22 protein-coding genes are annotated in these 26,607 nt (G+C 72.8%); 8 read left to right on the top strand and 14 right to left on the bottom strand.

Features of this window, described 5'->3' with window-relative positions; genetic code table 11:
* The first annotated feature begins 82 nt into the window (after nucleotides 1-82).
* Genes BS80_RS11180 through BS80_RS11165 form a run of 4 tightly spaced genes read left to right on the top strand, consistent with a single transcriptional unit; the run spans nucleotide 83 to nucleotide 4,666 of the window.
* A complete protein-coding gene (locus tag BS80_RS11180) occupies nucleotides 83-976 on the top strand; it encodes a metal-dependent hydrolase (protein ID WP_035796045.1) in 894 nt (297 codons plus the stop codon).
* 19 nt (nucleotides 977-995) lie between these two features.
* A complete protein-coding gene (locus BS80_RS11175; RefSeq protein WP_035796043.1) occupies nucleotides 996-2,093 on the top strand; it encodes a PDR/VanB family oxidoreductase in 1,098 nt (365 codons plus the stop codon).
* Nucleotides 2,094-2,102: 9 nt separating this feature from the next.
* Nucleotides 2,103-2,933, top strand: coding sequence for a M24 family metallopeptidase (locus BS80_RS11170; protein WP_035796041.1), 831 nt, complete (start codon nucleotides 2,103-2,105; stop codon nucleotides 2,931-2,933).
* Nucleotides 2,930-4,666, top strand: coding sequence for an SDR family oxidoreductase (locus BS80_RS11165; protein WP_035796040.1), 1,737 nt, complete (start codon nucleotides 2,930-2,932; stop codon nucleotides 4,664-4,666). The genes BS80_RS11170 and BS80_RS11165 overlap by 4 nt, the downstream gene beginning before the upstream one ends.
* A gap of 69 nt (nucleotides 4,667-4,735) precedes the next feature.
* On the opposite strand, the gene BS80_RS11160 is transcribed toward BS80_RS11165, so the two are convergent.
* The 9 genes from BS80_RS11160 to BS80_RS11125 form a co-directional block, all read right to left on the bottom strand.
* Complete coding sequence (locus tag BS80_RS11160) at nucleotides 4,736-5,923, bottom strand: globin domain-containing protein (protein ID WP_063771940.1); 1,188 nt, start codon at nucleotides 5,921-5,923, stop codon at nucleotides 4,736-4,738.
* Between the two features lie 14 nt (nucleotides 5,924-5,937).
* Nucleotides 5,938-6,159, bottom strand: coding sequence for a hypothetical protein (locus BS80_RS37625; protein WP_051966469.1), 222 nt, complete (start codon nucleotides 6,157-6,159; stop codon nucleotides 5,938-5,940).
* 461 nt (nucleotides 6,160-6,620) lie between these two features.
* Nucleotides 6,621-7,640, bottom strand: coding sequence for a hypothetical protein (locus tag BS80_RS11155; protein WP_051966468.1), 1,020 nt, complete (start codon nucleotides 7,638-7,640; stop codon nucleotides 6,621-6,623).
* Nucleotides 7,637-8,347, bottom strand: coding sequence for an RNA polymerase sigma factor (locus BS80_RS11150; RefSeq protein ID WP_408607361.1), 711 nt, complete (start codon nucleotides 8,345-8,347; stop codon nucleotides 7,637-7,639). The genes BS80_RS11155 and BS80_RS11150 overlap by 4 nt, the downstream gene beginning before the upstream one ends.
* Nucleotides 8,348-8,472: 125 nt before the next feature.
* The gene (locus BS80_RS11145; protein ID WP_035796034.1) at nucleotides 8,473-9,684 is read right to left on the bottom strand and encodes an XdhC family protein; all 1,212 of its coding nucleotides are present in this window, start codon (nucleotides 9,682-9,684) and stop codon (nucleotides 8,473-8,475) included.
* Between the two features lie 96 nt (nucleotides 9,685-9,780).
* On the bottom strand, nucleotides 9,781-11,271 hold the full coding sequence (locus BS80_RS11140) for an NCS2 family permease (protein ID WP_035796027.1): 1,491 nt from the start codon (nucleotides 11,269-11,271) through the stop codon (nucleotides 9,781-9,783).
* 250 nt (nucleotides 11,272-11,521) lie between these two features.
* Nucleotides 11,522-13,882, bottom strand: a complete 2,361-nt coding sequence (pucD, locus tag BS80_RS11135) for a xanthine dehydrogenase subunit D (protein WP_051966467.1) — start codon at nucleotides 13,880-13,882, stop codon at nucleotides 11,522-11,524.
* Nucleotides 13,879-14,364 carry a (2Fe-2S)-binding protein gene (locus BS80_RS11130; protein WP_035796025.1) on the bottom strand — a complete coding sequence of 162 codons (486 nt, stop codon included), beginning with the start codon at nucleotides 14,362-14,364 and terminating at the stop codon, nucleotides 13,879-13,881. The genes pucD and BS80_RS11130 overlap by 4 nt, the downstream gene beginning before the upstream one ends.
* A complete protein-coding gene (locus tag BS80_RS11125) occupies nucleotides 14,361-15,251 on the bottom strand; it encodes an FAD binding domain-containing protein (RefSeq protein WP_035796023.1) in 891 nt (296 codons plus the stop codon). Before BS80_RS11125 ends, BS80_RS11130 begins: the two co-directional genes overlap by 4 nt.
* Nucleotides 15,252-15,702: 451 nt before the next feature.
* Between BS80_RS11125 and BS80_RS11120 the strand changes: the two genes are divergently transcribed.
* Nucleotides 15,703-17,295, top strand: a complete 1,593-nt coding sequence (locus tag BS80_RS11120; protein ID WP_035796020.1) for a PucR family transcriptional regulator — start codon at nucleotides 15,703-15,705, stop codon at nucleotides 17,293-17,295.
* Nucleotides 17,296-17,359: 64 nt separating this feature from the next.
* On the opposite strand, the gene BS80_RS11115 is transcribed toward BS80_RS11120, so the two are convergent.
* The gene (locus BS80_RS11115) at nucleotides 17,360-18,487 is read right to left on the bottom strand and encodes an alpha/beta hydrolase (protein ID WP_035796018.1); all 1,128 of its coding nucleotides are present in this window, start codon (nucleotides 18,485-18,487) and stop codon (nucleotides 17,360-17,362) included.
* A gap of 301 nt (nucleotides 18,488-18,788) precedes the next feature.
* Here BS80_RS11115 and BS80_RS11110 point away from each other — a divergent pair, with 301 nt between their 5' ends.
* On the top strand, nucleotides 18,789-19,889 hold the full coding sequence (locus BS80_RS11110) for an ROK family glucokinase (protein WP_232246435.1): 1,101 nt from the start codon (nucleotides 18,789-18,791) through the stop codon (nucleotides 19,887-19,889).
* Nucleotides 19,890-19,996: 107 nt separating this feature from the next.
* Entirely contained in the window at nucleotides 19,997-20,800 is an 804-nt protein-coding gene (locus BS80_RS11105; RefSeq protein WP_035796015.1) for an exodeoxyribonuclease III, read from the top strand.
* 12 nt (nucleotides 20,801-20,812) lie between these two features.
* Here the strand turns inward: BS80_RS11105 and BS80_RS11100 are convergent, their stop codons facing one another.
* Nucleotides 20,813-21,613 carry a lysoplasmalogenase gene (locus tag BS80_RS11100; protein WP_051966466.1) on the bottom strand — a complete coding sequence of 267 codons (801 nt, stop codon included), beginning with the start codon at nucleotides 21,611-21,613 and terminating at the stop codon, nucleotides 20,813-20,815.
* Nucleotides 21,607-22,479 carry a sterol desaturase family protein gene (locus tag BS80_RS11095; RefSeq protein WP_035796013.1) on the bottom strand — a complete coding sequence of 291 codons (873 nt, stop codon included), beginning with the start codon at nucleotides 22,477-22,479 and terminating at the stop codon, nucleotides 21,607-21,609. The genes BS80_RS11100 and BS80_RS11095 overlap by 7 nt, the downstream gene beginning before the upstream one ends.
* 181 nt (nucleotides 22,480-22,660) lie before the next feature.
* Here BS80_RS11095 and BS80_RS42680 point away from each other — a divergent pair, with 181 nt between their 5' ends.
* Nucleotides 22,661-24,484, top strand: coding sequence for a DUF2398 family protein (locus BS80_RS42680; protein WP_051966465.1), 1,824 nt, complete (start codon nucleotides 22,661-22,663; stop codon nucleotides 24,482-24,484).
* A 5-nt stretch (nucleotides 24,485-24,489) separates the two neighbouring features.
* Here the strand turns inward: BS80_RS42680 and BS80_RS11085 are convergent, their stop codons facing one another.
* On the bottom strand, nucleotides 24,490-24,732 hold the full coding sequence (locus BS80_RS11085) for a hypothetical protein (RefSeq protein ID WP_157536152.1): 243 nt from the start codon (nucleotides 24,730-24,732) through the stop codon (nucleotides 24,490-24,492).
* A 182-nt stretch (nucleotides 24,733-24,914) separates the two neighbouring features.
* Entirely contained in the window at nucleotides 24,915-26,588 is a 1,674-nt protein-coding gene (locus BS80_RS11080; protein ID WP_083974512.1) for a BCCT family transporter, read from the bottom strand.
* Between the last annotated feature and the right edge of the window lie 19 nt (nucleotides 26,589-26,607).

The raw sequence follows: 26,607 nt of genomic DNA, 5'->3' as shown, positions 1-26,607 counted from the left end.
GGGCGAAACCCTTGTGGCAGGTCGTACCCGCCAGTAGTTTGAGGTGCCGCCACCGCCCCCGCAGGTCAGGAGGGTCACCCCAATGCCCGGTACCGGTACCGCACCCGAGGTGCACGACAACCTCGTTCTGGAGCCGCGCGACGTGAAGTTCGACTGGTCGCAGCTGCCGCTGCACTGGATCCCGGACGAGCCGTTCGCCACCCACACCATCAACGTCCTGCACCTGTTGCTCCCGGAGGGTGAGCGCTGGTTCGTCCGGGTCTTCAAGGACGCGCTGCCGATGATCACGGACGAGCAGCTGCGCGAGGAGGTGCTCGGCTTCATCGGGCAGGAGGCGATCCACGCCCAGGCGCACGAGGAGGTGCTGGAGCACCTGCTCTCCCAGGGGCTCGACCCCCGTCCGTACGTCCGGCAACTGGCCTGGCTCTTCCAGCGGGTGCTGGGCGAGCGGCCCGGGCTGAGCGCGCGGCAGCGGCGGGAGAACGTCATCGAGCGGGTGGCCTTCGTGGCCGCGATCGAGCACTTCACCGCGTTCCTGGGCAACTGGGCGCTCAACTCGCCCGGCCTGGACCGCGCGCAGGCCGATCCGACGATGCTGGACCTGCTGCGCTGGCACGGCGCCGAGGAGGTCGAGCACCGCAGCGTGGCGTACGACCTGATGGTCCACCTGGACCCCGGCTACCTGCGGCGGATCCGCGGCATGATGGTCTCCGGGCCGCTGCTCGTGCGGCTGTGGGTGCGCGGCGTGCGCTTCCTGCTGGCGGCCGACCCGACGCTGCACGGGCGGATCAGGCCCAGCTGGCTGGCGGCGCGCTCGGCCGCCGAGCGCGGCATGCTGCCCGATCCGGTGCAGTCGCTCCGGTCCGGCCTGCGCTACCTCAAGCGTGGCTACCACCCGACCCAGGAGGGTTCCAGCGCCCAGGCGTTGAGCTACCTCGCCACCTCTCCGGCCGCCCGCGCCGCCGTCGCCCGCTGAGCCCCGGAGCACTTGTCCCATGGACCACACCACCCTGCCGGAGTCGGCCAGCCTGCTGCCCGACCTGTACGGCCGCCCGCAGGCGGACCGCTTCATGCGCCACCTCACCGCCTTCGGTGACCGCTACACCCCGGCGCTCGGCAGCCTCGGCCTGCGCCGCAGCCCGCGGTTGCCCGAGCAGCCGAGGTCGCTGCCCGCGCTGGTCCTGGTGGTCACCGGACATCGGCCGGTCGCCGAGGACGTGGTCGAGCTGCGGCTGGCCGACCCGTCCGGCGACCTGCTGCCGCGCTGGCAGCCCGGCGCGCACTTGCGGCTGACGCTGCCCTCCGGCCGCGAGCGGCACTACTCGCTCTGCGGCGACCCGGCCGACCGCCGCTCGTACCGGATCGCGGTGCGCCGCCTGCCGGACGGCGGCGGCGGTTCGCTGGAGATCCACGACGAGCTGCACCTCGGGGTCCGGCTCACCGTGCGGCGCCCGCGCAACGGGTTCCCGTTCTGCGGTGAGCAGAAGCTGCTGCTGCTGGCCGGCGGGATCGGCGTGACCCCGTTGCTGCCGATCGCCCGCGAGGCTGGGCGGCGCGGCCTGGACTGGCACTTGGTGTACGCCGGGCGGAGCGCCGAAACCATGCCGTTCACCGAGGAGTTGCGCGCGCTGGCTCCCGAACGGGTCAGCCTGCTGGTCGGCCGGGTGCCCAGCGGTGCGGAGCTGCTGGAGCGGGCCCGGCCCGGCTCCGCGGTGTACTGCTGCGGCCCGGCCCCGATGCTCTCCGCCGTGCAGCGGGCGCTGGACGCATCGCCCGCCGGCGCCCTGCACTTCGAGCGCTTCGCCGCCGCGCCGATCGTCGACGGCAAGCCGTTCACCGTCCAACTCGGCGCGGACGGGCTGACCTTGGACGTCGCGGCGGACCGCTCCGCGCTGGACGTGCTGCGCGAGGCCCGGCCCGACCTGCCGTACTCCTGCCACCAGGGCTTCTGCGGCACCTGCCGCGTCCAGCTGCTGGCCGGCACCCCCGACCACCGTGACCGCCGGCTGACCTCCGAGGAACGGGCGGACGGCGCCCTGCTGCCCTGTGTCTCGCGGGCCGCCGAGGGCGAGCACCTCGTCCTGGACATCTGAGGAGTACCTGTGCCGACCTTTCCGTTCAGTACCCAGGACCTCGAACGCTTCCGCGAGGTCCAGCAACTCGCCTACCGCTGCGCCGAACAGGTCGCCGCCTGGATCGAACCCGGGGTGACCGAGCGGCAGGCCACCGCCAAGCTGCGGCGCTGCCTGGTGGCCGAGGGCGTGCAGGACTTCTTCCACATCCCGTTCGCCTGGTTCGGCGACCGGACCGCGTTCCGGCACTTCCACACGCCGCTGCAGTTCTTCGCCGGCGGCCGGGTGCTGCGCGAGGGCATGCCGTACGTGCTGGACTGCGCGCCGGTGGTGGACGGTTACACCGCCGACATCGGCTACGGCGGCAAGGTCGGCGACAACCCGGTCTGGGACCGGCTGGCGCTCGACCTGCGGACCTACCGGGAGCTGATCGTGCGCGAGGTGCGCGCCCGCAAGCCGCTCAACGAGGTCTACGCGGCCGTGGACGCGCAGATCGCCGCGCACGGCTACGACAACCGCCACCAGGTCTACCCCGGTCGGGTGATCGGCCACCAGGTGACCCGGACCGTCAGCCGGGGACCGGCCGGGGTGAACGTCCTCGGCTTCGGGGTACGCACCCTGCAGACCCTCGGGCGCGAGCTCATCAGCGAACGGCTGCACGGGCGTTCGCCGCTCTGGGCGGACGGCCGGTCCTCCCGGCACGCGCCGACCCCCGGCCTGTGGGCGGTGGAGCCGCACATCGGGTTCCGCGACGTCGGCATCAAGTTCGAAGAACTGCTGGTGGTCACCGAGGACGACGCCTACTGGCTCGACGACGACCTGCCGCACGTGCGGCGCTGGACCATGGAGGCAGCCGCATGACGACCGACGCCCACGCCACCCGCCGCCGCACCGTGCTCTCGGCCGGCGTCGCCCTGGCCGTCTTCGAGCAGGGCGCCCCGGACGCGCCCACCGTGCTGCTGGTGCACGGCTATCCGGACACCCACCGGGTCTGGGACGACGTCGCCGCCGATCTGGCCGCCGACCACCACGTGGTGCGCTACGACGTACGCGGCGCGGGGGAGTCGGGGGTGCCGGCCCGGCGCGAGGAGTACCGGTTGGAGCTGCTGGCGGCCGACCTCCTCGCGGTCGCCGACGCGGTCAGCCCGGACCGTGCGGTGCACGTGGTCGCCCACGACTGGGGCTCGTTGCAGTCCTGGGAGGCCGTCACCGAGCCCGGTGCCGAGCGGCGCATCGCCTCGTACACCACGATGTCCGGACCGTGCCTGGATCACATGGGCTTCTGGATCCGCCATCGACTGCGTCGGCCCACCCCGCGCCACCTGCGCCAACTCCTGGTCCAGGGCGCGCACTCCTGGTACATCACGGCCTTCCACCTGCCGTTCCTGGCGCCCGCGACCTGGCGGTTCGGCCTGGCCCGGGCCTGGCCGCGGGTGCTGCGCGACCTGGAGGCGGTCACCCCGCGCCCGGGCCACCCTCAGTCGACACTTCGTCAGGATGCCGTCCGGGGAATCGAGTTGTACCGGGCCAACATGCGGCCTCGGCTGCGCCACCCGCGCGAGCGGCCGACCGAGGTGCCGGTGCAGGTGGTCACGCTGACCCGCGACCGCTACGTCAGCGGCTTCCTCTCGGAGGGCCTGGAGCGCTGGGTCCCCCGGCTCACCCGGCGCGAACTGAACGCCACGCACTGGTCGGCGCTGCTGGAGAAGGGGGCCCTGGTGGCCGGGATGGTGCGCGAGTACACGGGCCGGATCGAGGCCGGCGGCGCGGGCGAACCCCCGGGATCCGACGGCCCGTTGGTGGTCGTCACCGGCGGCGGCAGCGGGATCGGGCGGGCCACCGCGCTGGCCTTCGCCGAACAGGGCTCCCGGGTCGTGGTCTGCGACCTGGACCTCGACGCCGCCCAACGCACCGCCGAACTCGCCTCCCTGCTCGGCCCGGTGGCCACCGCCTACCAGGTGGACGTCAGCGACGGCCCGGCCATGGACGCCTTCGCGCTGACCGTCGCCGCCGCGCACGGGGTGCCGGACGTGCTGGTCAACAACGCGGGCATCGGGCACTCGGGGACCTTCCTGCAGATCACCGAGAAGGAGTGGCAGCGGGTCCTGGACGTCAACCTCTGGGGCGTGATCCACGGCTGCCGGGCGTTCGGCACGTTGATGGCCGAGCGCGGCGAGGGCGGCCACATCGTCAACCTGGCCTCGGCGGCGGCCTACCTGCCGTCCAAGATCCTGGCGGCCTACGCCACCAGCAAGGCCGCGGTGCTGATGCTCTCCGACTGCCTGCGTGCCGAACTCGCCCCGGCCGGCATCGGGGTGAGCGCGATCTGCCCCGGCATCGTCAACACCAACATCACCCGGACCTCCACCTTCTCCGGCCTGTCGGCCGCCGAGCAGTCGGCCAAGCAGGCCCGCGCCTCGAAGCTCTACGCCCGCCGGGGCTTCCCGCCGGAGAAGGTCGCCGCCGAGATCGTCCGCGCGGTCCGGACCCGCAAGGCGGTCGTCCCGGTCACCTTCGAGGCGAAGGCGGCCCGGCTGCTGGGCCGGATCTCTCCCGGCCTGCTCCGGCTGGCCGCCCGGCTCGACCTGGGGTGACGGACGGCGTGCCCACGCGGACGGCCGGCAGGCGGTCGGGGACGGCCAGGGCAGGCCGGGCCCTGACCGTCAGACCGCCCCGGGGAACCTGCGCGGCGGCGCCACCGGGCTGTCCAGCAGGCCGGTGGTGATGTCCAACGCCTCCGGGGTGGTGTTGAGTTCGTAGTGCAGCCGCTCGCCGGGGACGCCGAGCCGCTGGAGCCGCTCGACCATGCTCATCACCATGTCGTCCGGACCGCTCACGAACACCTCGTGCTCACCCCACTGCCCCTGGGCGGGGACGACCTCCGGCAGCCTGCCCAGCACGCCGGGGTAGCCGATCTCCTCGGAGACCACCGGGACCAGCAGCAGACGCGGGAAGACCGCGGACAGTTGGCGCAGGCCAGGCAGGTCGTAGAGGTCGCTCTCGCGCCGGGCGCCGGTGAACAGGTGCAGGGTGAGCGGGCGGTGGCGCGAGATCATGTCCTCGACCAGCGCCTTGATCGGCGCCAGGCCGGTGCCGCCGGCCACGCAGAGCACCCGGCGGGCGGGATGCTCCGGCAGCACCATCGAGCCGCGCCCCGGACCCAGCCGCAGCACGTCGCCGACCCGGGTGTGGTGGACCAGCGCGTTGCTCACCCAGCCGGCCGGCACGGCCCGCACGTGCAGGGTCAGCAGCCCGTCGCGGCGCGGGGCGTTGGCGATCGAGTACGGGCGCCAGACCCGGGGCCAGCGGGCGGTCTCCACCGTGGTGTACTGCCCGGCGCGGTAGGGGAAGGGCGCGTCCGGGCGCAGCGTCAGGACGGCGACGTCCGGGGTGCGCATCTCGTGCCCGACCACCTCGGCCAGCCAGGACGCGGGGGTCCGGCCGGCCTCCTCCTCGGCGGCGCCGCTCATCGCCGAGGCTATCTGCCCGTACGCCTGCGCCCAGGCGCTCTCGTGCGCCTCGGTCCAGGCGTCGCCGGCGAACTTGCTCAGGGTGGCCAGCAGGGCGGAGCCGACGGCGTCGTAATGGGCGCTCTGCACACCGTACTTGCGGTGGTCGCGGCCCAGTTGGCGCAGGAAGGAGGTGAGTTCCTCGGGGCGGTCGAGCATCCGGACCGCGCCCGCGAGCGCCTGGAAGAGCCGGTCGCGCTGGATGTCCATCGCGGGCGGGAAGAAGGCGCGGACCTCCGGGTTGTGCAGGAAGAGCGTCGCGTAGAAGTGCGCGGTCAGCTTCTCCCCGGAATCCCGGACCAGGGTGAAGCTCTCACGGATCAGGGTCAGATTGTCAGTCATGTGATGGCGATTCGTCAGAGCCCTTGACGGCTGGTGTCCGCGGCGCCGAAGAAGTCGCCGCCCTTGCGTCTCGTGTCGTCGGTTCCCCGGACATGGGGGCAGCGGACATGGACCTCCTCGACCTGGTCCAGCAGCTGTTCCGCGCAATACCGCTCGGCGCGCTCGCTCGATCCGTAGGCTGCCTGGAGTGCGTGTTCCCCGGCGCTGCCGGGGCGGCCGAGCAGGTGCTTCGCCATCGCGTCTCCGTCAAGGTCTGTGGGCAGCTGGGCGTACCACGGGCATCACGGGCTGGGACATGCGGGGAACGTGCTGGAATATCAAGTGGATGTCAAGAGCATGACAAGATCTCTCCCAAGGCTGCACAACTGCCGTCCCGGGAAGCACCCTTAGGCGCTCCTGGCACCCTACACGTAGAGCGATCAGGACGTCACTCGACCCCGGTGGCCGGAATCAGCCGCTCCCGCGCCGCTCTCTCGTTCACCGCAACGGCGGGTGCAACGGCGGGTGCAGCGGCCTGGGCCCGGTCCGGTCGACCCCAACCGGACCGGGTCCAGGCGCTGCGCTGCGAGGCTGGTGGACCCGGGGGAGTCCACCAGTCCCGCAGCGGCGACAGCCGACTCATGCACAGTCGGCGCCGCCAGGTTTCCGGGCGGACGGCGTGTCCGGGGAGACCGCCATCCGTCCGGAAGTTCATGGGTTACCGCGTCGGCCGGCTGGCGCCGGCCTCCGTCGGGGACTGCGGCCAGCGGCCCGGGTCGGGCTTGTCGCCGGTGGGCGCGGGGATGTCCGGCCCACCCGGATCGAGCCTGCCCGGGTCGGGTCTGGCCGTGCCGGGCACGCTCGCGCTGGGAGCACCCGCGCCAGGGGTGTGGACCGGCTTGCCGCCCAGGGTGATCCCCGGACGGCCGGGGTGCTCGGTGCGGCCGCCCGTCGCACGGTCCGTGGCGGCGTCGGAGGGGTGCTCCGGGTCGTGGTCGGGACCGGCGGCGGTCGTCGTCGGCCCGGGCGTGGGGGTCGCCGTGCCGCCGGCCGACTGCGGCAGCTTCGCGCAGAAGGCCGGGACCCGCTCGGCGTTGCCCGCCGCGCGGATCAGCGGCGCGAACTTGGCGTCCGGGCTCGCCTGCCCGTTGCCGGTCGTGCCGTTGGCACCGGTCCAGGCCCGGCAGAGCGCCGCCAGACCGGCCGTGGCCGGAGCAAGCCCGTTGTCCGGCCGGTCCGAGCCGCGTCCGGTGCCCGACGGACGGCCGGAGCCGCCGGTCGAGGCCAGCGGCGCCGCCGGGACGGGGTGGGCGCCGGGCGTACCGCCGGCCGAACCGCCCAGCGCGACGGGCAGGTTCCCGGTTCCGGCCGCGACGGCGACACCGCCGAGGGCCGTCGCGGTGAGCGCGGCCGCGGCGATCTTCGTGCTCAGGAAGCGCGCGGGTGCGCAACCGGCCATCGATCGTCTCCGGAACTGGGGGGCGGTGGACTTGCGTGGAGCTTTCGTGCGTGGAGCTGCTGTGCGAGTGGCGGACTGGGCGGGCATGAGCCGGGCAGCCTCCCGGAACGCGGTCACGGCGGCCTCCTCACCGGCCAGTTCGCGCGCGGTGCCGGGGGCGGCCGCAGCGGCGAGCAGGTCGGAGAGGGCGCCGGTACCGCCCTGTCTGGCGTCCGTGGCACCGCTGAGCAGCTGCTCGGCGGCGTCGCGGTCGATCCGACGGGATCGGTTGGTGCTCATCTCATGTCCTTCAGCGTCGTCGCTCTGGTTTGTGTCACACCTTCGGGAGAACTTTTTTTCGGAAGTCCCACGGATGGTCGTGGCGGTGCTGTCCCGGGCGGCGCGCCGGTGGACTCCAGCAGGGCGGCGAGCTTGCGCAGACCGCGGTGGGCGGCCATCCGGACGCTCCCGGCCCGCTTGCCCAGCACCCGCGCCGCGCTCTCGGCGTCCAACTGCATGACGACGCGCAGCAGGACGGCCTCGGCCTGGTCCTTGGGCAGGCCGGCGATCATCGCCAGCGCCTGCCGGGTGCCGTCGGCCGCCAGCACGGCGCCCTCGGTGTCGTCCGGGGCCGGGAGGTCGGTGAGCTGATCGACCGGGAGGTCGGCGACCGGTCTGCGACGGCGGGCGCGCAGGTGGTCCATCGCCCGGTGGCGCGCGATGGTGGCGGCCCAGCCGCGGAACCCGTCCGCGTCGCCGTGGAAGGTGTGCAGGTCCCTGGCGATCTGCAGCCAGGCCTCGGAGGCGATGTCCTCGGCGTCCGCGCCGTCGCCGCCGACCAGGACCCGCAGATAGCGCAGCAGTGCGGGCTGGACGGCGCGGAAGAGCAGCCGGAAGCCGTCCTCCTCCCCTCTCTGCGCGGACCGGACGGCCTCGGACAGGTCGGGTATCAGGGGCGGTGAGGGGGCGGCGTCGTCATCGGCGCCGCACTGGTCTGCGTTAAGCACTGCGCCATCATCCGACATCGGCGCGCGGCTGACCGACGGCAGGTCGAAGCGGAGAGCCGGATACCGGAACGCACGTGAGCACCGCCGACGCGCTGTCGGCGGTGCTCACGTGCGTTCCGGTCCGCTCAGGCCGCGTGCTGGGTGGCCTTCGTCTCCTCGACGCGCTCCAGGTCGTGGTGGATCGGGCCCTGGCCGGCCGACAGCGGCAGGCAGCCGCCGCCCCGCCGGCTGGCGACGATCTCGGCCGCCACCGCGACCGCGGTCTCCTCGGGCGTCCGGGCGCCCAGGTCGAGCCCGATCGGCGAGCGCAGCCGGGCGATCTCGGCGTCGGTCAGGCCGACCTCGCGCAGCCGGGCGTTGCGCTCCAGGTGGGTCCGCCGCGAGCCCATCGCGCCGACGAAGCCGACCGGCAGCCGCAGCGCGCGCTCCAGCAGCGGGATGTCGAACTTGGCGTCGTGGGTGAGCACGCACAGCACGCTTCGGCCGTCGAGCCCGGACCTGGCGTCGGGCGAGGCGAGTTGGGCGTCCAGGTAGCGGTGCGGCCAGTCCACCACGACCTCGTCGGCGTCCGGGAAGCGGCGCTCGGTGGCGAACACCGGACGGGCGTCGCAGACCGTCACGCGGTAGCCGAGGAACTTGCCGATCCTGACCACGGCGGCGGCGAAGTCGATCGCGCCGAAGACCAGCATCCGCGGCGCGGGCACGTAGGACTCGACGAAGAAGGTCAGGGCGCCCTGGTCGGAGCCCGTCTCTGAATCAAGAGGTGTGCAGGGGCGGCCGTCCAGCGCCAGGGTGAGCTTGCCGGTCTTCCCGGCGTCCAGCATCGCCCGCGCCTCGGCGACGGCGGAGCGCTCCAGCGCCGCGGTCGTGGAGGGGGCGGGGGAGAGCGAGCCGTGGTGGGTGCCGGCGGTGACGGCCACCGTGGCGCCGAGCAGAGCGGCCGGGCCCTCGATCACCCGGGCCAGGGCCACCGGGGTGCCCGAGGCGATGTAGGTGATGCCGGCGTCGAGCGCGGCGTCGGCGCCCGGCACGATCGGCTGGACGAACACGTCCAGGATGCCGCCGCAGGTCAGACCCACCGCGAAGGCGTCCTCGTCGCTGTAGCCGAAGCGCTCCAGGACCGGTTCGCCGGAGGCGATCGCCTCCCGGCACAGCTCGTACACGGCCCCCTCCACGCAGCCGCCGGAGACGCTGCCGATCGCCTCGCCCTCGGCGTCCACGGCCAGCGCCGCCCCCGGGTCGCGCGGTGCGCTGCCCGAGACGCCCACCACCGTGGCCACCGCGAAGGAGCGCCCGGAGGCGTGCCAGGCCTGCAACTGATCGGCGATGTCCTGCATGTCCGGGCTCCTGTCAGGGTGTGGAGGGCGTGCCGTGAACCGGAAAACGGGCTGAGCCGCTGTGCGGGGTGAGGGCCCCGCACAGCGGCGGTGGTGCTAGTGGACTCCCAGCCACTCCTTGACCGGAGTGAGTGCGAAGTACACGACGAACACGGCGGTCAGGACCCACATCAGCGGACCCGGCTCGCGCCACTTGCCCTTGCCGGCCTTGATCACAACGTAGGTGATCACGCCGCCGGCCACGCCCGCGGTGATGCTGTAGGTGAACGGCATCAGCACGGCGGTGAGGAAGGCGGGGATGGCGACCTCGCGGTCACCCCAGTCGATGTGCCGCGCCTGGCTCATCATCATCGAGCCGATGACGACGAGGGCGGCGGAGGCGACCTCGACCGGCACGATGCCGGCCAGCGGGGAGAAGAAGAGCATCAGGGCGAACAGACCGCCGGTGACCACCGAGGCGAGGCCGGTGCGAGCACCGTCACCGACACCGGTGGCGGACTCGACGAAGACCGTCTGCCCGGAGGCCCCGGAGAGGCCGCCGATCACACCGCCGGTGCCGTCGATCAGCAGTGCCTTGCTGAGACCGGGCATCCGGCCCTGCTTGTCGGCGAGTCCGGCCTCGGTGCCGACGCCGATGATGGTGGCCATCGCGTCGAAGAAGCCGGCCAGCACCAGGGTGAAGACGGCGACCGAGGCGCTGATCGCGCCCATGCCCTTGCCGCCGAAGGCCCCGATGATGTCGACGTGACCGAAGAGCCCGAAGTTGGGGGAGGCGACCGGGTTGCCCGGCCACTTCGGGACGGAGCTGCTCCAGGTGTGCGCGGGAAGGTTGGCCGCGGCCTGGACGATGAAGGCGAGGACGGTGCCGCCGACGATGCCGATCAGGATGGCGCCGCGGGTGTTGCGGGCCAGCAGGACGAAGATGCTGAGCAGGGTGACGCAGAAGATCAGGACGGGCCAGCCGGTCAGCGTCCCGTTGGGGCCGAGGTCGACGGGCGGGCCGTACGGGTCCGGGCCGTGGTGGATGAAGCCGGCCTTGACCAGGCCGATCATCGAGATGAAGAGACCGATTCCGATGGTGATGGCGTGCTTGATCGGCAGCGGTATGCCGTTCATGATCTTCTCGCGGAGGCCGGAGACCACCAGCAGGACGATCAGCAGACCGTAGATGACACAGAGTCCGAACGCCTGCGCCCAGGTGGTGTGTGGCACCACGAGGGCGGAGATCGCGCCGGAGACGCCCAGCCCCGCGGCGGCGGCGAGCGGCACGTTGCCGACCACGCCGAGCAGGATGGTGGTGACCGCGGCGGCCAGGGCGGTGGCCGTGGTCAGCTGCGTCGCGTTCAGGTGGAACCCGGTCTTGTCGGCGCCGTCCAGGAGGATCGGGTTGAGCAGCAGGATGTAGGCCATCGCCATGAAGGTGGTGAGGCCGCCACGAATTTCGTTGCCGAAGGTCGAACCTCTGGCGGAAATCTTGAAGTACGCATCGAGGGCGTTCTTCGGCGGAACTGCCGCGGGCGGCGTGGGGGTGCCGGCCTGGGCGGGGATCTCTTCAGTGGTGCCTGGCTCCGTGGGGATCCGGGACATGTCCACTCCCAAGGTTCAAAGGGGATTGGGGTGGGCGAGCCGACCAGTTCGTCAAGGCAGACGACATGGGGGACTTGCTCGACTCACGAGGTGCACTCTGTAGGTGCCTGCGGTGCGGGGTGGAGCGCACCGCTGCAGAGCCCCGGCGTGGGAGAGGCAGCGGGATGGTGCACAGAGAGCTTGCGTGTGTTCGGTGGTGCATCCCGGGGCGGTGGGGAAGACGGTCACCGCCCCGGGAGGTTCGGTGGGACTAGAGCGTCCCGGTGAGGTGCTCCGGCCGGACCGGCACCCGGTTGAGGGCGAGGCCGGTGGCGGCGCGGATGGCGGCCACGATGGACGGGGTGGCCGAGACGGTGGGGGCCTCGCCGACGCCGCGCAGCCCGTAGGGGGCGTTCGGGTCGGGAAGTTCCAGTACGTCCACGGGGATCGGCGGGACGTCCAGGATGGTGGGGATCAGGTAGTCCGTGAAGGAGGCGTTGCGGACCTTGCCGTCCTTGACGATGATCTCCTCCATCACCGCCAGCCCGAGCGCCTGGGTGCAGCCGCCCTGGATCTGGCCGACCACCGAGAGCGGGTTGAGCGCCTTGCCGACGTCCTGGGCGGCCGTCAGCTCGACGACCTTCACCAGGCCGAGTTCCACGTCCACGTCGACCACCGCGCGGTTGGCGCAGAAGGTGTACTGGACGTGGCCGAAGCCCTGCCCGGTCTCCTTGTCGAACGGGACGGTGGGGCGGTGGTGGTGCTCGCGGGTCAGGTCGATCGCGTCGTCGCCCAGCAGGTCGACCATCGAGACCAGCACGCCGGCGGACTCCGAGACCACCTTGCCGCCGTTCAGCGACAGGTCGTTGTGGGTCCAGCCGTAGCGCTTGCGGCCCTTGGCGATCAGCGCCTGCGCGACGGCCTCCGCGGCGTACTTGACCGCGCCGCCCGTCATGTAGGTCTGCCGCGAGGCGGAGGTCGAACCGGCCGATCCGACCTCGGTGTTGGCCGGGTGGATGGTGACCTGCTCGACGCCCAGCTCGGTGCGGGCGATCTGGGCGTGCACGGTGATGCCGCCCTGGCCGACCTCGGCCATCGCGGTGTGCACCATGGCGACCGGCTCGCCGCCGATGACCTCCAGGCGGACCCGGGCGGTGGAGTAGTCGTCGAAGCCCTCGGAGAAGCCGACGTTCTTGATGCCGACCGAGTAGCCGATACCGCGGACGACGCCCTCGCCGTGCGTGGTGTTGGACAGCGCGCCGGGCAGCGTGCGGACGTCGAGGTTGGTGAGGTCCAGCGGCGGCGGGAGCGGCATGTCCTTGACCCGCTGCAGCAGTTCGGCGACCGGGGCGGGCGAGTCGATGACCTGGCCGGTGGGCATCGAGTCGCCCTCCGCCATCGCGTTCAGCTGGCGCAACTCCACCGGGTCCATGCCCAGTTCGGCGGCGAGCTTGTCCATCTGCGTCTCGTAGCCGAAGCAGGCCTGGACGGCGCCGAAGCCGCGCATCGCGCCGCAGGACGGGTTGTTGCTGTAGAGGGCGATGGCCTCCATCCGCACGTTCGGGATGTTGTACGGGCCGTGGCCCAGCGAGGCGGCGTTGCCGACGACGGCGGGGGAGGCTGACGCGTAGGCGCCGCCGTCCAGCACGATCCGGGCGTCCGCGTAGACGAGCTTGCCGTCGCGGGTGGCGCCGTGCTCGTAGTACATCTTCGCCGGGTGGCGGTGCACATGGCCGAAGAAGGACTCGTCACGGGCGTAGACGATCTTGACCGGCTTGCCGGTGCGCTGCGCCAGCAGGCAGGCGTGGATCTGCATCGACAGGTCCTCGCGGCCGCCGAAGGCGCCGCCGACCCCCGCGAGGGTCAGCCGGAGCTTCTCCTCCGGGATGCCGAGCACCGGGGCGACCTGCTGACGGTCCACGTGCAGCCACTGGGTGGCGACGTAGAGGTCCATGCCGCCGTCCTCGGCGGGCACGGCCAGGCCGGACTCCGGGCCGAGGAAGGCCTGGTCCTGCATGCCGACCTCGTAGTCGCCGCTGACGATCACGTCGGCGAGCGCCCGGATCTCGTCGGTCACGCCGCCGCCGTGCACCAGCTTCTGGCTGTGGCAGATGTTGCCCGAGCCGTGCGACTTGAACTCGTGCGGCTCGTGGACGTAGCCGTACACCTCGGGGTTGAGGCACTGCTCCTCGGTGGTGATCGGGGTGAGCACCTCGTACTCGACCTTGATCTTCTTCACCGCTCGACGGGCCGTCTCCGGGTGGTCCGCCGCGACGATCGCGATGGCCTCACCGTGGTAGCGGACCTTGTCGATGGCCAGCGCGGGCTGGTCCTGGATCTCCAGGCCGTAGAACTTGGTGCCCGGGATGTCCTCGTGGGTCAGCACCGCGTAGACGCCCGGGAGCTTGAGCGCCTCGGAGATGTCCACGCTGAGGATGTTGGCGCGCGGGTGCGGCGAGCGCAGCGCCATGCCCCAGAGCATGTCCTCGTGCCAGAGGTCGGAGGAGTACGCGAACTCGCCCTTGACCTTCAGCGTGCCGTCCGGACGCAGCGGCGAGCCGCCGATGCCGTCCTTGCTGCCGGTGCGGATGTCCTGCAGGTTCTTCTGACCGGCGATCGTACGAGTGCTCATTCGGAGGTCCCCACCTTCTGGCACTTGCGGGCGGAGGCGAGCCGCACCGCGTCCATGATCTTCTCGTAGCCGGTGCAGCGGCACAGGTTGCCGCTGAGCGCCTCACGGATGTCCGTGTCGCTCGGCTGCGGCTCGCGCTCCAGCAGGTCGTGGGTCTGCACCAGCAGCCCGGGGGTGCAGAAGCCGCACTGCACGGCGCCGGCGTCGATGAAGGCCTGCTGGACGGGGTCCAGGCCGCTCTCGTCGGCCAGGCCCTCGACGGTGCGGACCTCGCGGTCCTGCACCTGGCCGGCCGCGACCAGACAGGAACAGACCGGCACGTCGTCCAGGTAGACCGTGCAGGAGCCGCACTCGCCCTGCTCGCAGGCGTTCTTGGAGCCCGGCAGGCCCACCCGCTCGCGCAGCACGTAGAGCAGGCTCTCGCCCTCCCACACGTCGTCCGCCTCGACGGGCTTGCCGTTGGCGGTGAAAGTGACCCTCATGCCGCGCTCCTGATCTGCTTGCTGTAGTCGTTCCACGTCCAGGTCAGGGTGCGCCGCGCCATCACGGCCAGCGAGTGCCGGCGGTAGTCGGCGGTACCACGGACGTCGTCGATCGGGGAGGCGGCGGCCTTCACCAGCTCACCGAACTGCTGGATGACCTCGGCGCCCAGCAGGTCGCCGGACTCCCACAGGCCGCGCTCGGCGAGCACGCCCTGAAGGAACTCCTCGGCGGCCACGGCCCGGCGCGGCGTCGGGGCGGCGGAGCCGATCCCGGTGCCGACGGTGCCGTTCTTGGGGTGCAGCGCGAAGCCGAAGGCGCAGACCGCGATGACCATCGCGTTGCGGGTGCCGATCTTCGAGAACTGCTGCGGACCGTCCGCCACCGGGATGTGGACGCGCAGGATCAGCTCGTCCTTCTCCATGGAGTTGCGCTTCACGCCGACGTAGAAGTCGTCGATGGCGATCAGCCGGGTGCCGCGGGCCGCCGAGGCGACCTCGACGAAGACGTCCCGGCCGGCCGCCAGCAGCGCGGGGTGCGCGTCGCCGGCGGGGGAGGCCCCGCCCAGGTTGCCGCCGACACCGCCGCGGTTGCGAATCTGCGGGGACCCGACGGTGTGGGCCGCCAGGGCCAGACCCGGCAGGGGCTCGGACAGCTCGTTGATGATCCGGGCGTACGGCACCGAGGCGCCGAGTCTCACCACGCCGTCAGTGATCTCCCACTGACGCAGCTCGGTGATGCGGTTCAGGTCGAGAATCGCGGATGGCCGGTGCACGTCGAAGTTCATCTCGACCATCACGTCCGTACCACCGGAGATCGGCAGCGCGGTCGGGAACTCAGCCTTCGCCGCGAGCGCCTCGTCCCACGTAGCGGGCCGCAGGAACTCCATGCGGGTGTCTCCTCAAGTCGTCGTTGTCGCCGGAACCGCGGGGCGTCGCCCAGTCGGGGGCATCGGCGCGAGATTCCAAACCTTCGGTGTTCGGACTCTGCCACCCGAGCTTCGCTCCGGCTTCGTGTCCTGGTCACCGGGGTGTGTCCGGCGGCGTGTGGCCAGTGAACCGCTGTCGGCCCCGTCGGAGGCAGTCACCGATGGCATGAAGCCCTTGCCTCGCTGTCGCCCGGCATCCTGTACGTTCCTCTAAGGGAGACGAATCCCCTGTTGAGCGGTTTCCCAGCCGCCCCTTACGACCGTAATCCGGTCGTGACGACGAAGCTACGGCGCTGTGACCCGGCGGAGTGCTGATACGTAACACCCACTGCTCGAACTCGGGCACACTGTGAGCCCCCCTCACCTGCCACTCCTCCCCAACCGCCCCCTGTTCAGACGAAGGAGTCTGCGGATGCGTGTCCGTGACCTGCTCGCCCCCGGAGCCCCGAGACTGCGGCTCCTGGCAGCCGAGGACGAACTCGACCGACAGGTCAGCGGCGTCATGACCACGGACCTGTACGACCCGGGCCGCTACCTGCACGGGGGCGAGCTGGTGCTGACCGGGATGCTCTGGCGGACGGTGCCGGAGGACTCCGAGCGCTTCGTGCGGACCCTGGCGGCCGGTGGGGCGGTCGCGCTGGCGGCGGGCGAGGCCGAGGTCGGCCCGATCCCGGAGGACCTGATCGACGCGTGCCGACGCCACCGGATGCCCCTGCTGGCGGTGCCCGACGACGTCGCCTTCAGCTCGCTCACCGAGTTCATCGGCCGGCAGGTCTCCGCCGACCGGGCCGCCGACCTGGCCGCGCTGGTCGACCGGCACCGGCTGCTGGTCTCGGCGGCCGGCGGTGGCGGCCTGGACGCCGTCCTGGACCTGCTCGGCGGCGACCTCGACCTCGACTGCTGGGTGCTCACGCCCACCGCCCGGGTGGTCGCCGGACCCGCCGAGAACCTCTCCGCCGAGGCCCGCGACCAGCTGGTCCGCGCCCACCTGGCCGCCCAGCGCCAGCGCCGCCGCCCCCCGCACCGGGCCCGGCTGGCCGCCGGCGCGTACTCGCTGCTGCCCGCCGCCGCCGACCCCTCGGTCGAGGCGCCGCTCGCCGACTGGGTGCTGGTGGTGGCCGGCGACGTGACCGAGTGGACCGGAAAGCGCCAGCAACTGGCCGAGAACCTGGCCCGGCTGGTCGCCGCCGAGCGCACCCGCCGCGACGAGGGCCGCCGGCTGCGCCGCCGCCTGGCCGACGAGGTGCTGACGCTCCTTCAGCGCGACGCCGACCCCGCCGAGATCAGCCGCACGCTCTACGCCTCGTCGGCGATGGCCGCCCGCTACGAGGGCGCGGAGCCCAGGCCGCAGGAGCCGGACGGCTCCTGGCTGGTCCTCAGCGCCGAGGGCACCGGCCTGCCGGACGGCATGGTCCGGGCCGTCCTGGAGGAAGCTCTGACCGACACCTCGGACCGCGCGCTGGTCGCCGGCGCGGGCACCGGCGCGGTGATCGTGCTGCCCGCCCCGGACGCCGCCGTGCCCGCCGACGCGCTGCGCGAGCTGCTCGCGCCGCTGGAGGCCGGGCTCGGTTCGGAGGGGCGGATCACGGTGGGCGTCTCGGCCCCCGCGCTGGAGGCCGGCGGTCTGCGCGGCGCGCTGGAGGAGGCCCGGCACGCCCGCCGGATCGCCGCCGCCCGGGTCGGCCGGGTCTGCGTGGCCGGGCCCGAGGAGCTCGCCTCGCACGTGCTGCTGCTGGCCGCCGTCCCGGACGAGGTGCGCCGGGCGTTCCGCAGCCGGCTGCTCGACAAGGTGATCGCGTACGACATCGAGCACCAGGCCGACCTGGTCCGCACCCTGGAGGCGTTCCTGCGCTCGGACGGCTCCTGGACGCGCTGCGCGGCCCAGCTGCACGTGCACGTCAACACGCTGCGGTACCGGATCGGGCGGATCGAGGAGCTGACCGGGCGTGACCTCTCCCGGCTGGAGGACCGGGTGGACTTCTACCTGGCGCTAGAACTGGCCTGACCCGCGCCCGAACGCGCCGGAGCCCCGGACGGCAGGCCGTCCGGGGCTCCCACGCGTCACGAGGTCAGTGCTGGACCGGGATGATCCCCGTCAGCCACTTGAAGATCACCGGCACCATCGGTCCCCAGACATCGCGGTCGTGCCCGCTGGTGCTCTCCGTCACCGTCACCGTGGTCGGCGCCTTGGCGGCCTTGGCCAGCGCCTGCCCCGACTCGTAGCCGTCGCCCTTGGCGCCGCTCTGGAAGAGGGCGACCTTCGGCGGCTGCGGCGCGTGGGTGAGGATGTACAGCGGGTTGGAGATCTCCGCCAGGTGCGGGTCCTTGGCGGTGAGCGACTTCGCCTCGGCGGTCGGGTCGTTGTAGCCGGACATGCTGATCGCCGCGCGGTAGCGGTTCGGGTGCTCCAGGGCCAGCCGGTCGGCGCAGTGGGCGCCCGCCGAGTAGCCGGCCACCGCCCAGCGGTCGGAGGACGGGTCGGCCCGGAAGTTGTCCATGATCATCTGCGGGACGTCCCGCGACAGCCAGGTGTCGGCGTTCACCTTGCCGGGCACGTCCGCGCAGCCGGTGTCGGAGCCGTCGTTCATCAGCTGGGTCCGCGGCGAGACCAGGATGAACGGCGCCACCTCACCGGACTGCATCAGCGGCTTGAGCTGGTCGGAGACGCGCAGCGTGCCGAACCAGGTCTTGGACGAGCCGGGGAAGCCCGGCAGCAGCTCGACGACCGGGAAGTTCTTGTCCTTGTACGCGGGGTCGTTGTACTGCGGCGGCAGCCAGACCAGCACCTCGCCGTCCACCCCGGACAGCCGGCCCTTGAGCTCGGTGGTCTGCACGTCGCTCGGCACCACCGGGTCGCCGACTCCCTTGAACTGCTGGAGCACCTTGGCCGGCTTGGCGTCGCCGCTGGTGCCGCCCTGGCCGAGCGTGGCGTCCGACGGCGGCACGGGCACCGCGCGGACGTGGTTGGAGGTGCCCAGCAGGTCGTCCCAGCTGCCGTAGATGAGGTTCGCGTTGTTCACCAGCACGAACACCATGAGCACGGCCGTGGCCTGGCAGAACAGCAGCATGATCAGCCGGGTGACGGCCTGCACCGCCTTGGGTCCGCCGACTCGTCCCCAGAACAGCAGGGCCACCAGGATGGACACCGGCACCAGGATGATCGTGAGGAGGAGGAAGGGCGTACCTGTCAGTTGCATCGAGTTCTCGTATCCGGGTCGCTGGCCGCCCGGACCCCGCTTGCCCGGCGCGCTGTACAAAGAGTGAGGACGGCCAGGGGCACGTGAACGGTTGCTCGAACCTGGGAAATCGCTGAGAGCCCGCCCACGTGACCGGGGAGATCCGCCGGGTCACCACCCCTAGTCTGTCATCTGCCTGGGTGTCTCCTGTGCAGGGCCCAGTCAAACTTCACGAACGCGCCGTCTGCCCGTCGCCCGGGGAGAATGGCAGCCGTCCGTCCTTCACCTCAGCGCCGTCGTCCGACAAGGAGTCCCCGCCGTCGTGACCAGCCCCAACGGTCGGCCCAGCCAGCCCGTCCTGCCCGCCCTCCTCGGTCTCGGCCGGCGCAGCGCCGACCGGCGTCGGCGCACGCTGCCCGCCAGCGTGCTGCGGTTGCCCACGATCGGGGTCGACATCGGCGGCACCAAGGTGATCGCCGGGGTGGTGGACGGGGAGGGGAAGATCGTCGAGCAGCTGCGGGCGGAGACCCCGCACCGCAGCAAGAGCCCGCAGGTCGTCGAGGACGTCATCGTCGACCTGGTGCTGGAGCTCGCGGACCGCCACGACGTGCACGCGGTGGGCATCGGCGCGGCCGGCTGGGTGGACGCCGACCGCTCCCGGGTGCTGTTCGCGCCGCACCTGAACTGGCGCAACGAGCCGCTGCGCGACGCGCTCAGCGAGCGGCTGCGGTTCCCGGTGGTGGTCGAGAACGACGCCAACGCGGCGGCCTGGGCCGAGTGGCGCTTCGGCGCGGGCCGCGGCGAGGACCTGTTGGTGATGATCACCCTGGGCACCGGGATCGGTGGCGCGGTGGTCCGGCACGGCTACGTGGACCGCGGCCGGTACGGGCTGGCGGGCGAGTTCGGTCACATGCAGGTGGTGCCGGCCGGGCAGCGCTGTCCGTGCGGCAACCGGGGCTGCTGGGAGCAGTACTCCTCCGGCAACGCGCTGGTGCGCGAGGCCCGCGAGCTGGCCGCCGCCGAGTCGCCGGTGGCCCAGCCGCTGCTGGCGATGGCCGGCGGCGACGTCGCGGCGATCACCGGCCCGCTGGTCACCGAGGCCGCGCAGCAGGGCGACCCGATGGCCGTCGAGCTGCTGCACGACATCGGCACCTGGCTGGGCGTCGGGCTGGCCAACCTGGCCGCGGCGCTGGACCCCGGGCGCTTCGTGATCGGCGGCGGCGTCTCGGCGGCCGGCGACCTGCTGCTGGCCCCCGCCCAGGACGCCTTCCGGCGGACCCTGACCGGCCGGGGGTTCCGCCCGGAGGCCCAGCTGGCCCGGGCCGCGCTCGGCAACGAGGCGGGCCTGATCGGCGCCGCCGACCTGGCGCGCTCGGTCGCCCGCCGCTTTCGGACCGTCAAGCGCAGCCGCGTCGAACGCTGAGCCGCGGTTCGCCGGGGCCGGCCAGTCGGTGGTGCGCGGTAGATTCGGGACGGGTGCCGCCCCCGGTGCCCGCTCTCGTTGCCCCGCACCCCGGGAAGGCCCCAGCCGTGACCGTCCGCATCGCCACCTGGAACATCAACTCCGTCACCGCGCGGCTGCCCAAGCTGCTGGAGTGGCTGGAGAGCGCCAAGCCCGACGTGCTGTGCCTCCAGGAGCTGAAGTGCGCCACGGACGCGTTCCCCTACGAGGCCGTCCGCGAGCTCGGCTACGAGACCGAGGCGTACGGCACCGGGCGCTGGAACGGCGTGGCGATCCTCTCGAAGCTGGGCTTCGAGGACGTCGTGCGGGACGTCCCCGGCCAGCCCGGCTTCCTGGCCGACGACGCGCTGCTGCCCGCGACCGAGCCGCGCGCCATCGCCGCCACCTGCGGCCCGGTCCGGGTCTGGTCGGTCTACGTGCCCAACGGCCGCGAGGTGGACCACGCGCACTACCGCTACAAGCTGGAGTGGCTGGAGGCGCTGCGCGTGAGCGTGCTGGAGGACGCGGCGGGCAGCCGCCCGTTCGCCGTCCTCGGTGACTTCAACGTCGCGCCGACCGACGAGGACGTCTACGACGTCGCCGTCTTCGAGGGCGCCACCCACGTCACCCCCGCCGAGCGCGCCGCGCTGGCCGCCCTGCGCGAGGCGGGCCTGGCGGACGTGATGCCGCGGGCCCTCAAGTACGACCGCCCCTACACCTTCTGGGACTACCGCGCGCTGGCCTTCCCGAAGAACCGCGGCATGCGGATCGACCTCACCTACGGCAACGCCGCCTTCACGGCGGCCGTCACCGACAGCTACGTGGACCGCGAGGCCCGCAAGGGCAAGGGCACCTCCGACCACGCGCCCGTGGTCGTCGACCTCGCCCTCTGACGCACGCCCGACTCACGCCGCGACGGCCTCCGCCTCCTCCTCGGCCTTCAGGGCGGCGGTGGCCAGCAGGTACTGGGCGGCGACGTACGTCGACATGATCCAGAACTCGTGGCCCGGCAGCTCGCGCCAGCCCGCGATCCGGGTGGCGATCAGGGTGTCCGAGAGCAGGAAGAGTCCGCCGCCGAGCCCGGCCCGCAGGCCCAGGCCGGCCGAGGTCACGGCGGTGGAGGCGAGCAGCAGGCTGTAGCCGGCCACCGGGATCCGCAGGGCGCCCAGCCCCGGCCAGAGCTGGCTGATCATCACCGCCCAGGCCGCCGCGTACGCCGTGGAGACCAGGGCGGCGCGCCGACGGTCGGTCAGCGCGCCCTGCTGGGCGAACATCGTGACGTAGCAGACGTGCGCCGCGGCGAACGCGCCCATGCCGGCCAGGAACGCGCCCTCGTCGTCGAACTGCAGCAGGGTGTCGCCGACCGCACTCGCCAGCAGCGCCGGGACCAGCAGCCTGGCCGGCCGCGCAGCCGGGGCGGCGGCCGTCGCCTCGTGGCCGGCCATGCCGCTGGTCCCGGCCGCGGCGTTCAGCCCGCTGCGCCGGGCCCGGCCGCCCGGGGCACGGGAGCTGAGCACGTGCGCGGCCAGCAGCGGCATCAGGGCCGGCTTGCTGACCAGCTCCAGCGCCTTGCTGTCGGTCAGCAGCGAGCCCAGGTGCGCGGCGGAGGTCGCCGCGAAGGCACCCAGCAGGCCGCGGGCCCGGCCCGCCAGCCTCCCGGCGGTCGCTGCGGCGGTGGTGGATCGGGTGGTCTGGCTGTTCAGCATGCGGGGGAGCCCTCCGGGCCGGTCGCGGTGGTGGCAGGTCCGGGCTGCCAGCCCGGACCCTTGGTGAGATGGCGGAGCCGGTCGCCCCAGCTGTCGGCGGCGGCCAGGTCGCGGGCGATCGCCGCATACTCGTGGGTGGCCACCAGCAGAGGGTTGAAGGTGCTCAGATTCTTCGTCAGACCGTAGACCGGCCGGATGGTCTCGGGCGTGAACGAACCGAACAGCCGGTCCCAGAGGATCAGGATGCCGCCGAAGTTGCGGTCCAGGTAGCCGCCCTGCGAGGCGTGGTGCACGCGGTGGTGGGACGGCGTGTTGAGGACGTACTCGACCGGCGCGGGCAGCCGGTCGATCCGCTCGGTGTGGATCCAGAACTGGTACACCAGGTTGACGGACGAGCAGAACGCCAGCGCGGCCGGGTGCACCCCGGCCAGCACCATCGGGACGTAGAACACCCAGCTGGTCGCGCCGGTCCAGGGCTGGCGGAGCGCGGTGGAGAGGTTGTAGTGCCGGCTGGAGTGGTGCACCACGTGACAGGCCCACAGCACGCGCACGACGTGGTGCCCGCGGTGCTGCCAGTAGTAGCAGAAGTCCTGGGCGAGGAGCATCAGCGGCACCGTCCACCACAGCACCGGCACCCGCAGCGGCGTCAGCTCGTAGAGCGCGGAGTACACCGCCACGATCGGGATCTTCCACCCGGCGTCGAACAGCAGGCTGCCCAGGCCCATGGTGAGGCTGGTCGCGGTGTCCCGGCCCGCGTAGCCCTGCTCGTCCCGGTCCGGGTGGAACCGGAAGGAGGCCAGCTCGACCACGGTGAGCAGCACGAAGGCGGGTATCGACCACAGGACGACATCGGGCAGGTTGGGCATGACCGGCACCCTAGGCGACGTCCGCCGCCCTGCGGAAGGGGTTGTTACTCACGCGTAGCGGCCGAGTACCCGGGAGGTCCCGAGTCGGCGAAGGTCGTCAACTAGGCTGTCACCCGACATGGTGGAGCGGGACGGACAGCCGGGTGTGAGCGGGTCGCCCGGCGGCACGGCGGAGGGGCACGTGAACGGGGGCGGAGGGCTGGGCGGTACCGACCTGTCCGCCCGCACAGGCGTGCCGGCCGGGCCGTGGAGCATCGCGCTGACCGAAGTCGACGCTGTGGGGGATGTCCTGACGTTGCTCCAGCCGGATCCAGCTCCCGAGCCGGACCCCGACCCGGGTCCGCCGCCGTCGCCCCTCGCCGGGCCGAGGTCCGCCGTCCCGGCTGCCCGACGGGTCTCCGAGGCGCACCAGGACACGGCGCGCGAGGCGGCCCGCGAGCTGGTGCACCTCGCCCGGCGCTTCGCCCGGGCCGACGAGCAGCAGGCCCACGACCTCTTCACGGCCGCCTTCGGTCTCTACGGCGCCCGGCACTTCGGCATCGCGCCGGAGCCGGACACCGCCGACCTGGGCCGGGTCAGCTGGTGGCACGGACCGACCGTGCGCCGGCCGGCCGACCTGGCCGGTGTCCTGCCCGCGCAGGCCCGCCGGGCCCGCCGCCGTCACCCGGCCACCGCCACCGCCCCCGCCACTGCCCCTGCCACCGTTCCCGCGAGCGCGGCCGCCTCCGACCTCCCGTGCGCCGACCGGCTGAACCCGGGCCGGCACCGCAAGCCGGAACTGCCGCTCGCGGCGGACGAGCCGCAGGACCCGGCCCTCGGCGTCGAGCGCCGGGCCGCCGCCCGGATGCTCCTCGCGCACCCGCTGGTCACGGCGACCGGCCCGCACGCGGAGGCCTTCGCCCTGATCCGCCGTCACGCCGACTGGCTGGCAGAGCGCTTCGAGCGACTGCTCGGCTACCCGCTGGTGGTCACCGCCCGCTTCGCCCGCCTGCACAAGGCGGGGATCGGCCCGGGAGCGCTGCGCCGCCTCGACCTGGACGGCGTGCCCTGTCGGCCGGAGACCTACGCGGCGCTCGCGCTGACCCTCTCCGTCCTGCTGACCGGTCCGGACCGCCGGCCGGCCGGGCAGCTGGCCGAGGTGGTCGCGGTCGCGGCCGGCGCGGCCGGCATCGGCCCGGTGGTGGGTCCCGCGGGGATCGCTCCGGCGGCGGTCACGGCGGCGTTCGCGCTGCTGGGCCGGTGGCAGGTGCTGAACCCGGCCGGGCAGGCTCCGGCCGGCGTCCTGACGGTCGACCAGGAGCTGGCGGCCGTACTGGGCGCCGTCCCGGCCGACGGCGCGGCGGCGGAGCCGGCCGTCGACGTCCCGGTGGCCGTACGCCGACGGCTGGCCGAGACGCCGGTGGTGCTGCTGAGCGAACTGACCGCGCTGGAGCGCGAGTGGCTCTGGGAGTCCCGGCAGCGCGAGTCCGAGATGTTCGCGGAGTTCCTGGGCCTGACGGCGGAGATCCGGCGCGAGGGCATCGCGTTGCTCGACCCGGCCGGCGAGCTGACGGACCTTCGCCTGCCGTCCGCCGCCACGCCGGCCCACGCGGCGCTGCTGCTGGTGGAGCACCTGGTCGAGCAGCTGCGCCCGTTGCCCGACCCCGCGACGGAGGGTGCGGCGACGCCGGCCGTGACCGGGGTGCTGATCCCGGAGGCGCTGATAGACGGCACCCTCGGCGACGTCGCCGACGAGTACGGTGCGGCGGCCGGCTGGGGCCGGGACCACCTAGCGGACCGTGCGGCGTTCCGTCGCGAGGTGCTGGACCTGCTGCACGGGATGCGGCTGATCGCGCCGCTGGAGCAGCCTGCGGACCCTGCCGGTGCCGAGGGGACGTCAGCTGTGCGGGGGCGGGCGGCGGGGGGCTGGATGCTGCTGGCCCCGGCCGCCCGGTACGCCGTCCAGGCGGAGCTGCGGCCCGCGCCCGGCACCGGCCGGCACTCCCGTCCGGAGGACGGGCGCTGAGAGCGTCAGTGCGAGGAGCCGATCGCGCTCGCGACGGTTCCGTTCTGCACGGTCTCGACGGTCGCGCCCACGCCGAGCGTGCCCAGCGCGACGGACGCGGCCACCGCCGCGCAGGCCAGGAAGCGCCGGTGCCGCTGCGGGAGCGGGAAGCGCGGTGCGCCGTCGGGGCCGTCCGGGAGGGGGGCGTCCGGAGAGCCGGGGGCGGCGGGCCCCAGTGGCCCGTAGGAGGGTGACAGTCGGTCGTCCATGATGGTGAGCATTCCAGTCGGGTGTTAAACGATGACTACACAGGGGTGAACGCCGCACCCGTCTCACAAGACGAAACGGGACGCAGCCGTGCTCCGCAGATTGGCAGGTCAGCGACTTGAGCGCAGCCTGAGAACGGCTGGAACGGCGGCCGCGCCGGTGTAGTTCATCCTGGTGGTCAAGGTCAGCGCCGCCTCACCCGGTCGTCGAATTCACCCGTCCGCAGGAGCGTGTCGCTACGGCGGTCCGCCATCGCGTCGCCCACCGCGACCCGGATCGCCTCGCGCAGCCCGTGCGCGGCGTGGAAGCGCCGGGGCCCGGCGGCCGGGTCCTCGCGCAGCTCCTTGATCAGCGACAGGCAGAGCGCCAGCATCACCACGACGAACGGCAGCGCCACCAGAATGGTCGCGTTCTGCAGCGCGCTCAGCCCGCCGGCCAGCAGCAGCGAGGCCGCCACGCCGCCCATCAGGACGCCCCAGACCACCACCAGCCAGGTCCGCGGGTGCAGCGAGCCGCCGCTGGAGAGCGAGCCGAGCACCAGCGAGGCGGAGTCGGCGCTGGTGATGAAGTACGTCATCACCAGCAGCACGCAGATCACGCTGCTCACCGAGCCCCAGGGCAGCGCCTTCATCATCGCGAAGAGCGAGGCCTCCGGGCCCTGGGAGATCGTGCCGACCAGGTCGTGCGCACCGGTCGAGTCCAGCCGGATCGCCGTCCCGCCCATCACACAGAACCAGACCACGGTCGCTCCGCTGGGCACCAGCAGGACGCTGACCAGGAACTCGCGGACGGTGCGGCCGCGCGAGATGCGGGCGATGAAGGTGCCCACGAACGGCGCCCAGGAGAGCCACCAGGCCCAGTAGAAGATCGTCCAGGTGCCGAGCCACTTCTCGTCGGTGAAGGCGCCGGTCTGGCTGGAGAACACGAGCAGGTCGGAGAGGTAGCCGCCGACCGTGGAGGGGATGGAGTCCAGCACGAAGACGGTGGGGCCCACCAGGAAGACGAAGAGCATGATGGCCGAGGCCAGCACCACGTTGAGGGTGCTCAGCCACTTGACGCCCTTGTGCACGCCGGAGAAGGCGGAGAGCACGAAGGCGGCGGTCAGCGAGCCGATGATGACCAGCTGGACGTTCTGCGTGTTGCGGACCGAGGAGATGAAGCCGAGCCCGTCGGCGACCTGGAGGGCGCCCAGGCCCAGGCTGGTGGCGGAGCCGAAGACGGTCGCGAAGATCGCCAGCAGGTCGATGGCCCGGCCCGGTGCCCCGTTCGCGCGGCGGCTGCCCAGCAGCGGGACGAAGGCGGCGCTGATCCGGTTGCCGCGGCCCTTGCGGAAGGTGGTGTACGCGAGGGCGAGGCCGCCCATCGCGTAGATCGCCCAGGGGTGCAGGGTCCAGTGGAAGAGCGAGAACTCCAGCGCCTGCTGGGCGGCCGCAGGGGTCTGCGCGGTCAGCCCGGAGCCGGGCTGCGGTTCGGCGTAGAGCTGGAGCGGTTCGCCGACGCCGTAGAACATCAGGCCGATGCCCATGCCCGCGCTGAACATCATCGCGATCCAGGCCAGCGTGCTGAACTCCGGCCGCTCGTCGTCGCGTCCGAGCCGGATCCGGCCGAACCGGCTGCAGGCCAGCAGCACGGCCAGCACCAGGAAGACGTCCGCGGCGACCACGAAGAGCCACCCGAAGCTGTGCAGCACCCAGCCCAGCGCGCGGCTGGAGGTCCGGCCGAGGGAGTCCTTGGCGAAGACGCCCCAGGCGACCACCCCGAGCACCAGCACGGCGCTGATGCCGAAGACCACCCGGTCGGTGGGGAGGGTGGCCTGCGGTTCCCCGGGGGCGGTGGCGTCGGGTGGCTGACTGGTCATCAGGGGCCTTTCGGCAGAG

This window comes from Kitasatospora mediocidica KCTC 9733, from assembly GCF_000744225.1.
Lineage (GTDB): Bacteria > Actinomycetota > Actinomycetes > Streptomycetales > Streptomycetaceae > Kitasatospora > Kitasatospora mediocidica.
The sequence above is the reverse complement of the archived record's forward strand: the minus strand, read 5'-3'. Positions and strand labels throughout refer to the sequence as shown.

Bases quoted from the DNA above. Each gene is read 5' to 3' on its own strand.
- BS80_RS11180 (WP_035796045.1), top strand. From the start codon at position 83: ATGCCCGGTACCGGTACCGCACCCGAGGTGCACGACAACCTCGTTCTG.
- BS80_RS11175 (WP_035796043.1), top strand. From the start codon at position 996: ATGGACCACACCACCCTGCCGGAGTCGGCCAGCCTGCTGCCCGACCTG.
- BS80_RS11165 (WP_035796040.1), top strand. From the start codon at position 2,930: ATGACGACCGACGCCCACGCCACCCGCCGCCGCACCGTGCTCTCGGCC.
- BS80_RS11160 (WP_063771940.1), bottom strand. From the start codon at position 5,923: ATGACTGACAATCTGACCCTGATCCGTGAGAGCTTCACCCTGGTCCGG.
- BS80_RS37625 (WP_051966469.1), bottom strand. From the start codon at position 6,159: ATGGCGAAGCACCTGCTCGGCCGCCCCGGCAGCGCCGGGGAACACGCA.
- BS80_RS11155 (WP_051966468.1), bottom strand. From the start codon at position 7,640: ATGAGCACCAACCGATCCCGTCGGATCGACCGCGACGCCGCCGAGCAG.
- BS80_RS11145 (WP_035796034.1), bottom strand. From the start codon at position 9,684: ATGCAGGACATCGCCGATCAGTTGCAGGCCTGGCACGCCTCCGGGCGC.
- BS80_RS11140 (WP_035796027.1), bottom strand. From the start codon at position 11,271: ATGTCCCGGATCCCCACGGAGCCAGGCACCACTGAAGAGATCCCCGCC.
- pucD (WP_051966467.1), bottom strand. From the start codon at position 13,882: ATGAGCACTCGTACGATCGCCGGTCAGAAGAACCTGCAGGACATCCGC.
- BS80_RS11130 (WP_035796025.1), bottom strand. From the start codon at position 14,364: ATGAGGGTCACTTTCACCGCCAACGGCAAGCCCGTCGAGGCGGACGAC.
- BS80_RS11125 (WP_035796023.1), bottom strand. From the start codon at position 15,251: ATGGAGTTCCTGCGGCCCGCTACGTGGGACGAGGCGCTCGCGGCGAAG.
- BS80_RS11120 (WP_035796020.1), top strand. From the start codon at position 15,703: ATGCGTGTCCGTGACCTGCTCGCCCCCGGAGCCCCGAGACTGCGGCTC.
- BS80_RS11115 (WP_035796018.1), bottom strand. From the start codon at position 18,487: ATGCAACTGACAGGTACGCCCTTCCTCCTCCTCACGATCATCCTGGTG.
- BS80_RS11100 (WP_051966466.1), bottom strand. From the start codon at position 21,613: ATGCTGAACAGCCAGACCACCCGATCCACCACCGCCGCAGCGACCGCC.
- BS80_RS11095 (WP_035796013.1), bottom strand. From the start codon at position 22,479: ATGCCCAACCTGCCCGATGTCGTCCTGTGGTCGATACCCGCCTTCGTG.
- BS80_RS11085 (WP_157536152.1), bottom strand. From the start codon at position 24,732: ATGGACGACCGACTGTCACCCTCCTACGGGCCACTGGGGCCCGCCGCC.
- BS80_RS11080 (WP_083974512.1), bottom strand. From the start codon at position 26,588: ATGACCAGTCAGCCACCCGACGCCACCGCCCCCGGGGAACCGCAGGCC.